A 12,131-nucleotide genomic window follows, 5' to 3' on the forward strand; every position below is an offset into this window, starting at 1 on the left:
TGAATTGACTCGCACTGAATGTTTAAGCTAACCCCGTTGCCTTAAGGCTCAATAATTAGAATAATAACGAGAACCCATGCGATTACTTTTACCTGTTTTTTCATTGCTTAACCCCAACCCTCTAACCTGTGCTATTGGTTTAAGCATCAGCATAACAATCAGTGGGTGCCATCCTGCGAACACATCAACACAGTCGATGAAGTCGGCATCAGTAGAGTCCACTCATCAACAGCCAGATATCAACACAGATGAAAACAACAAAGCCATCAACACAATAACCAAACCTGTGGTTTATCAGGTGTTCACTCGCCTGTATGGCAACACCAATACCAGCAACAAACCATGGGGCACTATTGCAGATAACGGTGTAGGCAAATTCAGCGATTTTACTGATGTAGCATTACAAGATATTAAGTCACTTGGCACCACCCATGTTTGGTATACCGGCGTACCACACCATGCATTAATCAATGATTACACGGCTTATGGTATTAGTAATGATGATCCTGATGTGGTAAAAGGCCGCGCGGGCTCACCATATGCGGTAAAAGACTACTACAACGTCAATCCTGATCTGGCTGACAATCCGACTAATCGTTTGGCCGAATTTGAAGCCTTAATCGCCCGCACTCATGCCAATGGCATGCAAGTGATTATCGATATCGTACCTAACCATGTTGCACGGAATTATCATTCTATTTCAGCACCTAAAGGCGAGTCAGACTTTGGCGCCAACGATGATAAGACTCAGGTCTATAGCAGGCACAACAATTTCTATTATGTGGTGGGTGAAGACTTTCAAGTCCCAGATGCGTCAAAGGGTTATCAACCTCTAGGTGGTGAAACACATCCCCTCAAAGACGGTCAATTTCATGAGTCACCTGCCAAGTGGACCGGCAATGGTTCGCGCTTAGCCAAACCTGACATCAATGATTGGTACGAAACAGTCAAAATTAATTATGGAGTGAAACCTGATGGTAACCATGACTTCCCTGCACTGCCTAATGTTTATGCTAATAAAACCGCAGCCGAGCATTTAGCCTTTTGGCAAGCACAAGCGGCCGATGATATCCCAGATTCATGGCGTAAGTTTGAGCACATTGCCCAGTATTGGCTAACCAAAGGCGTCGATGGATTTCGCTACGACATGGCTGAAATGGTACCGGTAGAATTTTGGAGCTATCTTAACAGCCACATTAAACACACTAACCCAGATGCGTTTATTTTAGCTGAAGTGTATAACCCCGATTTATATCGCAATTATATTCACTTAGGTAAAATGGATTACTTGTATGACAAAGTTGATTTGTACGACACCTTAAAAGCCATTATGCAGGGTAAAGCCAGCACGGCAACCATTGCGACGGAACAAGCCAAAGTCAGTGATATAGACCAGCATATGCTGCACTTTTTAGAAAACCACGACGAACAACGTATTAACACTGCAGACTTTGCAGGTAATTCACGCAATGCCTTGCCAGCTATGGTGATATCAACCACCTTAAGCCGTTCGCCTACCTTGTTATATTTCGGCCAAGATGTTGGCGAGCCAGGCGCTGAAAATGCAGGCTTTGGACAACCGACTCGAACCAGTATTTTTGATTATGTTGGCGTACCCGCACATCAACGTTGGATGAATAACGGTAAGTTCGATGGCGGTCAATCAACCGCTGATGAGAAAGCCCTGCGTTCATATTATCAAACGTTATTAAATCTAAGCCACACAGCATCAGCTCTCAGCGGTAACTATATGGAATTAGATAGCTTTCAACGCCAAAAACAGGTTGTTGGGTATGACGACAATGTATTCGCTTTCAGTCGTTTTAACACTGAGCAACAATTGCTCATCGTCAGTAATTTCAGTCAAAGCCAAAGCAAACAATTTACCCTTAAGTTACCAAAAACATTAAAACAAACTTGGCATCTTACCGGAAATGCAAAACTGACAGATTTGTTAAAAAACGTTCAACTCGGTCAACAACTTATACTTAATCAAGATGGCAGTGTCAGTGTTGATATTAAATTGGCCCCATTGCAATCTGTCATTCTTGAAGTGATGAATAAGGGATAACGTCGACACTCAAAAACCTTACGTCGATAAAGATTATTTCAAGCTACAATTTAGAGAATGACTTATAGTGCTATTTGCATCATTAGCCGATGTTGCAATTAACACAAACGAAACAGTTAATAAAAAGCCACAGAAATCATCTGTGGCTTTTTGATAATATTTAATTGATCGCGCGCATTCTATGCTCTCACCAAGGTGTCTATTGTATTGATTGGTAACTCTCTGGCTTGTTCGCGTAAATAGTCCATTCCAGATAAAAATCCTGAGAACATTTTAAGCGCAATAAACTGCCCTTCATCGGTGGTAATGTAATTATCACCTTGTTTTCTGAGCGCCCCTGCTGAAATTAAAAAGCTCATTTCTAATGGAAATGCCTGCCATAAAGACTTACCAGTATGGGCTTTACACTGTTGATTATCCAGTAAGCCATAGCCCATCATCATCATAAAATAATGTTGTGATAGTGCTTTATATTGTAATGGCTTGGTATAACAGGTACCAGATAGTCCGGTGTTAATGCGATCAATATAATCTGGAATATCAAAACTAGAGATCCTAAATTGTTCACCAAATCGACCAAAAGCGCCAGATCCCACGCCGAAGCAGTCTTCGCCATCAAGTACGTATTTATTTTCAACAGGCTGACCAAAATTACGACTAAAGGTCCACGGAAACTCCATCACATAATGCTCAGCCAATGCTGCTTTTACCGCCAGAAATTGAGGCCATAACGCTTCGGGTTCGCCAGCAAGACAACCAGCTTTTTTACGATTTTTTCCAATACCGAGCGTTAATGGATACGTGGTGATTTGATCCGGATGTAACCGAATGGCTTGTGCTAAATCAATCGCTACTGCCTCAGGTGTTTGAACTTTAAAGCCATACATCATGTCAATGTTGACCGTAGGTATTATCTCGATAGCACGACTGACATACTCAGCTTGTTGTAACCCACTGCCAAATTTTTCAAAGCGGCCAACCATTTTTAAAATATTATCGTCAAAGCTTTGTATTCCAATAGACATACGGTCGACCAAACCTTTGAGTAAATGCGGATTACCTTCTTTAAAATAAATGGGATCGCTTTCACAAGTGACCTCACGCACTGTTGTTAATGACTTAATGAGCTCAATGGTTTCGATTAATTCATCTTCTAAAATAGTCGTGGTTCCACCACCGATATACACCCGATTAAAACGAAAGCCTTGGGTTATAACTTGTCTAATTTCTTGTCTCAGTGCCTTGAAGTATTCTCTGGCTAGAGATTCCTTAAATTTGATTTTATGAAATGAGCAATAGCGGCACAATGTATGACAGAAAGGAATATGGATATACAGCGTTTCAATGGGTTTGTCTGGCACACTAAGCTGCTGTAATTCATCAATTGCGACAGCATCATTCAAATTTAAGGAATGCCTTATGGTTTGACCCATAACCCAATCTAGGCTATTGGTCGCAATATTCAATCTTGAGGATGAAAGGAATTTATTCATGAGTTAGCCTTAATGTTAACAATATAGCCAATGGCATGCGTTTTTAAGTAACAAACCATATCTGGCTTTTGCACAACGATGTAAATAACGATTAATAAAAGACGAAGAGTAAATGGCTACTTAATCGATAAATGTCTACAAAAGCATGCAGTTAAACAGAAATATTTTGGGCGATGTAATAAATCAATATCTAAATGTAAAATCACACCTACACCCTTCTCTACACAATACGAGTCTTCTTCTTACTAAAGTTTGACATTGATCACATAGTGAATTGTAAATGATGATGGATATTATTTATTCATCATTAATGACAGTCATTTACCCTCACGAAAAAATCAAGTGTATTGAATGAAAGTCATAACTAGGACTAAAGTTAAATAACCTCATAAAGTTCAAATAGGGCTAGTTACACTGGACTGATGACTAAATCCAAATAATGTGTAGATGTGAGCATAATGTTGCAGATTATTAACGCTTCTATAGACATGGTAAATGTGACCTAGATTTTGAGTCCCAAATGATTTTTTAAGCTTGTAAATAATGTTGCATTAGACCTAATTAAATTAAACTAGGTCTGCGCTACATTGTGTCACTGTGAATGATTTAGTGATTACAGATTTTATCTTCAGCAGTGGTAATGCCGCCTTCACTCGGGATGAACTTACCTTTACCTTCTAAAAACTCAATAAGCATTTCAGCATCCATCTCGGTTGCAGAACAAGTATGATAACGAGTATCAGCACCAAACTCAGAATGCATCATAGTCTTAAGATCTTGCTTTGTTAACGCAGAGCCATGGGTTAGCATCATTTCCATTACTTTATGGCCGTGTACTGATTCAGACATTATATCTCCAATTAAGGTGTAAATATTTTATACTTTATAACTTATTATTTTTTTATAAATACAGATCTTATCCACAAAATCTGAAAATACCTTTTTCGGTACCAGTATTAACATTAATATGACCCACCCTCACAACTAGTCTATAAGGAATAAAGTAGTACAAAATCAATAATCAACTTAACAAAGTTGATTTAACAAATAGACAATAGAATCAACCGCCATGCAGATATAAAAATGCAGCTGCAGCTATTTCTATTAAATGATCTTTTTCACAGTTTCGGCTTTTATTGGCTTTTTTCAATGCCTGCTATTGCAGAATGAATTGCTTTAAATATAAGCCTATCAGCTTCCACGGTGTCATTTTCAGGCACATCCCACGCCATAATTTCGCGATATTTTTCGATAACTTTACGTATATCTTCAGTGATATTATCTTGATAACGTTCAATTTCTATATTTTGTACATCAGACATATGAATACTCCTTAGCTGTAATAAGTTAGAACACAGACTCTTGAACCGGAACGATTAATATTTCACAACGACTATGATTTTGAACATAATGTGGCACTGAGCCCAATAACTTATTTATGCCTTTTTTCTTTTTTGCCCCAAAAATGGCTAAATCAACATGTCGTGCTTCCAAAAATGACACAATGCCATAATTTACCTCACCACAAATCACTTTGGCCTCAATGGGAAAATCTGTATCTAAATCATTTACAAAAGCTTTCATCTGAAACTGAGCTGCATCAATACCTTGTTTATTTTGTTCTTCGATGATGTTTAGATCAACAAAGTTGTTACCCACTGGATCACCATAGAGTGTGTAAGGGATAACTTCTTGAACAACATTTAATAATGTTAATGACGCTTGATAGTATTTAGCGAGTTCAATTGCACGTTTGCATGCATGTTTTGAATACAAGGAAAAGTCAACCGCAACCACAATATTTTGATAAGGTTGCAATTGTTCTGCAGACTTTTCAAACTCTTGTCTTTCACGCAACCAATCCCAAGCATCTTGCAGGTTTTCTCGGTCAAAATAACGCACTTCACTGGATAGTAAGAAGGGCTTGGCGATAAAAGCCATCCAATATTCCCATGACTTATCGCCAACCATCGCTATGCGTTCAAAATCACTAAGATGCTTCATACCAAACTTAAAATCATCTACGGCGGCATCTAAATCCCAACCTGAAAAATTATCAAACTCAAAAAGTAATGAGATTTTACCTAATCGTTTAATTTGAGTTTCTAGTTGGGGTAAAAATTTCTGGTAATCTTCAAGAGTTAATTTACCAGAAGCTCGCACAGCGATGGTATTGCCATCAAATACAGGTATAAATTGCAACATGGAATTTTCCTTCTATTTGTGGATAGTTCACATCCAGAATCATGTTAAAACATACTGCTCGTTAGCTTCATCTTAAAACCTTTTTTTATGCTGCTTATTGATCAATGACATCATTTTATAATTCAATTCCGTCTATTTTTTATACTCATCAATTACAATTTATTACTTGTTGTTATCTGTATTTCAATCCCATACATAGTGCTATATTTGAATCAATGATAACAATCTAAAACCATTAACGATTAGGTTCGCTATTCAAGGAATACTAATCTTATTGTTTCTTTGATGACTTGTCGGTCAAAGTAGGTATATAAAGATTTATCGTACAATTCGCGAGGATGATAATTCAACGACTATGCGGCATATTAACAACAACATCATCTATCTCGGGTGGGTCAGTTTTTTTACTGATTTCGCATCGTCTATGGTCACAACGCTACTGCCTTTATATGTTGTTTATATCCTCAACGAAGGCGTCGATAAGTTAGGCATTATTATCGCTGCGGCAAGCTTTATCTCTTATTTCTTTAGAATATTATTTGGTTATCTAAGTGACCGTTTTACGCTAGTGAAACCTTTGGTCGTAAGCGGTTATTTTATCTCCGCACTTACCAAGCCAATGTTGGCATTGACGCAGGGTTATCTAGGAGTAGCAATCATCCGTGGCGTAGAGCGTATGGGTAAAGCCGTCCGCAGCGCCCCCAAAGATGCATTAATCAGCGCCTTCAGTGAAACAAATAGCTCCGGCAAAACCTTTGGCTTTCACAAAACAATGGATATCGCAGGAGAACTTGGCGGCGCTATCTGTATTTTCCTCATCCTCACGTGGTTTACACTGGATAAAGACAGCATTCGACTAATATTCGCCGCCACTTTGATCCCAGGTCTCATGGCCAGCGCTATTGCGTTATTTTTGGTCAAAGATATTCCTGTTTCAATTAAAGCTAAAGATGAAAAACGCAAAGCGGTAATCAATCAACAAGACATGCGCTTATTGCCTTTGATTATCATTTATTTTGCTTCCCTATTTTTTATATTGAGTGATCAGTTTCTGATCATTAAAGTTAAAGAAGCGGGTTATTCCATCTCCACTATTCCCTTATTTATCATCACCCTGACGTTAACGCAAACCTTATTCAGTTATTATAGCGGTGTCATAACGGACAAAATTGGCAACCATAAAATGCTGTTAATTGCCTTTGTATTTGGCACCCTATCCATCCTAGCCTTATGGCAAGAATGTTTATGGCTGTGTTTTATTTTATTGGGAATGTTTACGGTTATGTCACTCAATACAATCAGAGCCTATATATCACAATATGCTATTAGCAAAGCTTTTGTATATGGCATCTTCTATGGTGGTGTTGCATTAACCAGTTCGCTCGGAGCCATTATGGTTGGCCAATTGTGGACACAATTTGGATTTGAAACGGTTATCCTATTTTCGCTTTCTGGCATGACCATACTTTTGTTGGTACTGGCTTTTTGGATTTGGAATAAACCAACTTATAAACATGAAAATAATCCTATTACTTCTTTCAATATATAACCCTCACGGTTACTCATATGATCTGGAAATCCTTGGCAGACAACGCAAATACATTATTTTTAGTTAAATGATCCATCTACATTAAGATGGAGTTTATCTTGGTTCCTCGTTCATGCATGAAAATAACTAAAAGTAACTCAAAACGACTAAAACGGTTAAATATTAGTCAACCAATTGGGTTGGCAGTGTTAATGATTATGCTTTGATTTCACTAAATTTGCCTATTTTATACACTAATCTTTATCGGGTTAAAGCAACTGATATAGTTAATTATCAATGGTCAAAATTGATTAGTTAACATTAGGAGAATCAACAATGAATAGATTCGAAAGCCTAAGAAAACAAATGATAGATTATCAGTTGCAGGCTCGTGGTTTACAAGATCAAGTGGTACTAGATGCCGTCAATGCTGTACCACGAGAGAATTTTGTACCTACAGAACTGGTTGAGTTTGCTTATAGTGACTCCCCACTCCCTATTGAGGCTGGACAAACAATCTCGCAGCCTTATATCGTTGCCCTCATGACTGCGGCACTAGAATTACAAGGCGATGAACGCGTACTTGAAGTGGGAACCGGTTCCGGATATGCAGCAGCCGTTTTAGCTGAAATAGCTGATTATGTGTATACCATTGAGCGACATAAAATTCTTGCCGATTCTGCACGCATCCGACTTAAAGACCTCGACTACAAAAATGTCCAAGTATTATATGGCGATGGCACATTGGGCTGGCCTGAACACGCTCCTTTTGATGCCATTATTGTTGCAGCAGGAGGGCCAGACGTTCCCGAAACACTTAAACAACAATTAGCCATCGGTGGGCGTTTGGTCATTCCGGTTGGATCAAATTTACACTCGCTAACATTGCTGCGTATTCGACGTATCGGTGAAAATGAATATCAACAAGAAGATTTAGGAAGTGTTCGGTTTGTACCTTTGATTGGCGCTGCGGGTTGGGAAGATGAAGCAGCAACAAAACCTGCACAAAACATAGCAGAAGCAAGTTTGCCTGAATTGATCTATCAATCCAGTGAACATTTTGCCCGTATTGATGATGTTAATCTGGATAATTTAATGACGCGCATCGGTGATAGCCAGGTGGTATTACTCGGTGAAGCCTCTCATGGTACTGCCGAATTTTATGAAATGCGTGCACGTATCACACAAGAACTCATCGAAAAGAAAGGCTTTACCATTGTGGCAGTAGAGGCCGACTGGCCAGATGCGGCACATTTAGATCATTATATACATGGGACAGAGCCTGATCCTTTGCTGGAGAGCAAACCTTTTTCTCGTTTTCCTACATGGATGTGGGCAAACCATTCGGTACTGGAATTTAGTCACTGGTTAAAAGCACACAATAAGAAAACCAAAGATCCTAGTCATCAAGTGGGTTTTTATGGACTCGATCTGTACAGCTTATTTAGTTCAATCGAAGCCGTACTGAACTACCTAGACAAAGTAGACCCTAAAACAGCAGAGGTGGCTCGAGTACGCTATGGCTGCCTAATGCCGTGGGCAAGCGATCCAGGTATGTATGGACAAGTTACAATGACCAAACAATATAGGGAATGTGAAACGGATGTCATTGCCACGCTGAAGGATTTATTGCATAAACGCATGGAATATTCTCAAGCAGATGGAGAACAGTTCTTCAATGCAGAGCAGAATGCCCGCCTAGTCACTGATGCTGAACGCTATTATCGCACCATGTATTATGCCGAAAATAGCTCATGGAATCAGCGCGACCAACATATGTTTGACACTTTACAATCGGTTATTAAATTTAGAGGACCACAATCTAAAGCCGTCATATGGGAACATAATTCACATGTTGGAGATGCAAGAGCGACACAGATGAGTGCCCGTGGTGAATTAAATATTGGACAACTTGCAAGGCAAGAATATGGTGACAAGGCCTATAATATCGGTTTTGGTACGGACCATGGTACGGTAGCTGCCGCCTCTGAATGGGGAGGACCGATGGAAATAAAACAAGTACAACCAGCACACATCGACAGCTATGAACGCTTATGCCATGAAGTCTCTACCGATAACTTTTTATTACCTTTGCGTAAACCACTCAAAGAGATTACACGCAAAAAGTTGCTTGCCGAACGACTCGAACGTGCCATAGGTGTCATTTATCGACCTGAAACCGAATTACAAAGCCATTATTTTTACGCCTCGTTACCGAATCAATTTGATGAATACATCTGGTTCGATGAAACCCGCGCAGTAGAACCTTTGGCAAAGGAAACAATACAAGGTATGCCCGATACTTTCCCATTTGGTCTTTAGAGCATCAATAATGGACATATTGTGACTTAATCAATTGCACTACAGCCGGATTATTTTGTAAAAGGTAAAAAGCCCCAATGCAATGGGGCTTATACAAATAATGACGGTTAAAGTGATCAACCATAACTAAAGCCTTTTGCATCAAGGTCGATAATACATATCATCTTCTGGAAAAGGCTTAACAATGAACATTTCAGGTTTAGGCTCAACGACTTCGATTACTGATAATCTGCAAAAAGCCCAAGTCAGATTAACATCTGATTTTGTTCCACTAGACTCATCAAGCTCACAGGATACGCAATCTGATACAGTCTCTATTTCAGATGAAGGCCAAAAGAAATTATCCACTGAACTGGGTGCCACTATGCATAAAAATGCCTCCAGCGCTGAAATTCAACAAAGTGAACAAGCCGATACGCGCACTGAAAATGAAAAATTGATTGATAAGCTAAAAGAACAAATAAAAGAGTTACAAGAACAACGTCGAGATCTTGCTGGAGATAATTCACCACAAGCTCAAGATCAGCTTAAAATGATAGATAACAAGATTATGATGCTCAATACGCAACTAATGACCTTGCTTAAAGTACAAAAAGAGGCCGAAACGTCCTCATCTTCATAACCTATTGATATCATGAACTAGCTGATTATTGTGTGAGCGGAATAAGCTAAGCTGAAGGCTAAGGAGAAAACTAAAAATTTTATTGATGATGACAAAATCTTTTCCTTTTACCACTGTTATTCTGAAATAAATTAGCGCTAAAGCAAGTAATATAAACCATAATTATCAACATCTTATAGCAAAACCTGATAGCAACGCCGCATAACTATAAACACACGTTATGTCGTTTCTAACTAACCACTCTTTATAAAAATTTCTGCATAGCAATACAATCCAAGCTAATCCCTCGCGGTGAATGATAAGTCGACACTTCATCCCCCACAAAACCACAAGCGTGATAAAATCCTGCTGCATTTAGCGTAGATTCGAGTGTTAATAATTCCAGATCATTTTCTAACGCAAGTCTTTCGAGAAATGCCAACATCAACTTAGCAGCCCCTTGACCAAAATAGTCGGGGTCAACAAAAATTGCATCGATCATTCCGGTTTCGAGGTTAACTTTGCCACAACCAATAACCTTACCATTAAGTAATGAAACGTAGAAAGAATCCACAATATCGTTAATCAAGACAGCTGAAATATCGCCTTGAGTCCATAATGCCAATTGCTGTGAATTGTAAAAACCTGAGCATTTTTCAATAATGGCTCGATTTCTCAAGGTGTAAATAGCTTGAACATCAGACTCAAGTGCTTTCCTAATAATTATCATAAACATCCTTGAGTTTGTGATTTGAGAATATGAAGTTTGTAGCAAAATTTACATGTGTAAAAAAGTAATATTATGACCTGTATTGTTGCGATTAACTTTTTAGGTAATATCGATTCAACAGTATTAATAACATAACGTTTAGTGGTTATTGAGACAAACTTATTAGGCAAAGGTACTACCCAGTTAACAATCAAATTAACCCTAATGCCTTAAACGCGTTACAGTCAGGTGTAAAGCTGTGATAATACGGTTAATATCATGCGCAATAGCTGATTGATTATCCAATCAGTTATCAAACTTATTGCTCCAATTTTCCTCATTAGGATTTACAATGCGCGCTTTTGTAGTTCGAGCCAGAGCGGCTCCTGTCGATAGTCAGCAGTTTTTGGCTGGTATAGGTCAATCGGCCCACACTGAAATTTTAGCCCATACGTTAATGAATACTATTTTTGTCGCCCAATCTCATCGAGATGATGTGGTGGTGTATTTAGTGTTAGAAAGCACCCTCGATTTTTCGCGCACCATTTGCTTTCGTTCAAGTGAATTAGGTCATATTGGTGGCTTTCATGAGCAGAATCTCACTAATAAAATCGCCAAAGCCTTAACAGCATCTAAGGGGATGACGAAAGAACAATTGCGCGAGGTTGAGCCAGGTATTACCGTGCGGACAGTGAGTTTTGAAAAATTAGTGCAAGAGTTAGCGGAAGACTATCAACTGTATATGTTAGAGAAAAAAGGCACTCCAGTACGAGAGATTGAGTTTGCTGACAATCCTTGTTTTCTACTGACAGATCATATTCCCATGCCTAAAAAGAGCTTTAATAGCTTAAAGCGACTGGGTACTCAACACATAAATTTAGGGCCTAGAATGCTGTTTGCGTCGCAATGCGTGGTGTTGATCCATAATGAGTTAGATATGAGATTGTAATGGTGATCTCCTGCGGTGAGTAATTGTATCTAGCATCCTTCTATTCTCTCCAGTAACACTATATTAATCATGAATTTATAGAAGATCGAGAAGCATTTTATTTGCAATAACGTTGCATTCACTCCCTGAATACGTATGCAGATCTTTGCTGTAAAATCTAAAAGCGTCATATATTGCTTGTTGAAAAGATAAAATAATAAACAACAAGGATTTTGTATGGCGCGCGTTAACTCGACTCATTCTACGACCTCAA

Annotated in this window: 10 protein-coding genes and 1 pseudogene; 6 read left to right on the plus strand and 5 right to left on the minus strand. The window is 38.8% G+C overall.

All coding sequences use genetic code 11. The features are described 5' to 3' along the window. The first annotated feature begins 76 nt into the window (after window positions 1–76). Window positions 77–2,071 (plus strand): alpha-amylase family glycosyl hydrolase, encoded by a 1,995-nt coding sequence (locus FCN25_RS00345; RefSeq protein WP_137220924.1) that lies wholly within the window; start codon window positions 77–79, stop codon window positions 2,069–2,071. 179 nt (window positions 2,072–2,250) lie between these two features. Here FCN25_RS00345 and FCN25_RS00350 read toward each other — a convergent pair whose 3' ends face one another. The 4 genes from FCN25_RS00350 to FCN25_RS00365 form a co-directional block, all read right to left on the minus strand. Further along, window positions 2,251–3,564, minus strand: coding sequence for a coproporphyrinogen III oxidase family protein (locus FCN25_RS00350; protein WP_137220926.1), 1,314 nt, complete (start codon window positions 3,562–3,564; stop codon window positions 2,251–2,253). A gap of 606 nt (window positions 3,565–4,170) precedes the next feature. Continuing rightward, the gene (locus tag FCN25_RS00355) at window positions 4,171–4,413 is read right to left on the minus strand and encodes a YecH family metal-binding protein (RefSeq protein ID WP_137220928.1); all 243 of its coding nucleotides are present in this window, start codon (window positions 4,411–4,413) and stop codon (window positions 4,171–4,173) included. A 284-nt stretch (window positions 4,414–4,697) separates the two neighbouring features. Then, window positions 4,698–4,886 carry a hypothetical protein gene (locus FCN25_RS00360; RefSeq protein WP_137220930.1) on the minus strand — a complete coding sequence of 63 codons (189 nt, stop codon included), beginning with the start codon at window positions 4,884–4,886 and terminating at the stop codon, window positions 4,698–4,700. 25 nt (window positions 4,887–4,911) lie between these two features. After that, complete coding sequence (locus FCN25_RS00365; protein ID WP_137220932.1) at window positions 4,912–5,769, minus strand: STAS/SEC14 domain-containing protein; 858 nt, start codon at window positions 5,767–5,769, stop codon at window positions 4,912–4,914. A 355-nt stretch (window positions 5,770–6,124) separates the two neighbouring features. Here FCN25_RS00365 and FCN25_RS00370 point away from each other — a divergent pair, with 355 nt between their 5' ends. From FCN25_RS00370 to FCN25_RS00380, 4 genes and pseudogenes are all read left to right on the plus strand, one after another. Then, the gene (locus FCN25_RS00370) at window positions 6,125–7,318 is read left to right on the plus strand and encodes an MFS transporter (protein WP_137220934.1); all 1,194 of its coding nucleotides are present in this window, start codon (window positions 6,125–6,127) and stop codon (window positions 7,316–7,318) included. 315 nt (window positions 7,319–7,633) lie between these two features. Continuing rightward, window positions 7,634–8,263, plus strand: a pseudogene (locus FCN25_RS21285) (protein-L-isoaspartate(D-aspartate) O-methyltransferase); the annotation flags it as partial. Next, complete coding sequence (locus FCN25_RS00375) at window positions 8,255–9,619, plus strand: erythromycin esterase family protein (RefSeq protein ID WP_368074091.1); 1,365 nt, start codon at window positions 8,255–8,257, stop codon at window positions 9,617–9,619. The pseudogene FCN25_RS21285 and the gene FCN25_RS00375, both read left to right, overlap by 9 nt. Before the next feature lie 184 nt (window positions 9,620–9,803). Next, the gene (locus FCN25_RS00380; RefSeq protein ID WP_137220938.1) at window positions 9,804–10,241 is read left to right on the plus strand and encodes a hypothetical protein; all 438 of its coding nucleotides are present in this window, start codon (window positions 9,804–9,806) and stop codon (window positions 10,239–10,241) included. 244 nt (window positions 10,242–10,485) lie between these two features. Here the strand turns inward: FCN25_RS00380 and FCN25_RS00385 are convergent, their stop codons facing one another. Continuing rightward, window positions 10,486–10,950: a GNAT family N-acetyltransferase gene (locus tag FCN25_RS00385; RefSeq protein WP_137220940.1), complete on the minus strand. Its 465-nt coding sequence runs from the start codon at window positions 10,948–10,950 to the stop codon at window positions 10,486–10,488. Between the two features lie 331 nt (window positions 10,951–11,281). Here FCN25_RS00385 and trmY point away from each other — a divergent pair, with 331 nt between their 5' ends. Then, window positions 11,282–11,878 (plus strand): tRNA (pseudouridine(54)-N(1))-methyltransferase TrmY, encoded by a 597-nt coding sequence (trmY, locus tag FCN25_RS00390; RefSeq protein WP_137220942.1) that lies wholly within the window; start codon window positions 11,282–11,284, stop codon window positions 11,876–11,878. Window positions 11,879–12,131 lie beyond the last annotated feature (253 nt).

The sequence above is a fragment of the Shewanella sp. MEBiC00475 genome (genome assembly GCF_005234075.1).
GTDB classification, from domain to species: domain Bacteria; phylum Pseudomonadota; class Gammaproteobacteria; order Enterobacterales; family Shewanellaceae; genus Shewanella; species Shewanella polaris.

Coding starts and splice junctions, on each gene's coding strand:
- FCN25_RS00385 (WP_137220940.1), bottom strand. CDS start 10,950: ATGATAATTATTAGGAAAGCACTTGAGTCTGATGTTCAAGCTATTTAC.
- trmY (WP_137220942.1), top strand. CDS start 11,282: ATGCGCGCTTTTGTAGTTCGAGCCAGAGCGGCTCCTGTCGATAGTCAG.
- FCN25_RS00365 (WP_137220932.1), bottom strand. CDS start 5,769: ATGTTGCAATTTATACCTGTATTTGATGGCAATACCATCGCTGTGCGA.
- FCN25_RS00370 (WP_137220934.1), top strand. CDS start 6,125: ATGCGGCATATTAACAACAACATCATCTATCTCGGGTGGGTCAGTTTT.
- FCN25_RS00360 (WP_137220930.1), bottom strand. CDS start 4,886: ATGTCTGATGTACAAAATATAGAAATTGAACGTTATCAAGATAATATC.
- FCN25_RS00350 (WP_137220926.1), bottom strand. CDS start 3,564: ATGAATAAATTCCTTTCATCCTCAAGATTGAATATTGCGACCAATAGC.
- FCN25_RS00355 (WP_137220928.1), bottom strand. CDS start 4,413: ATGTCTGAATCAGTACACGGCCATAAAGTAATGGAAATGATGCTAACC.
- FCN25_RS00345 (WP_137220924.1), top strand. CDS start 77: ATGCGATTACTTTTACCTGTTTTTTCATTGCTTAACCCCAACCCTCTA.
- FCN25_RS00380 (WP_137220938.1), top strand. CDS start 9,804: ATGAACATTTCAGGTTTAGGCTCAACGACTTCGATTACTGATAATCTG.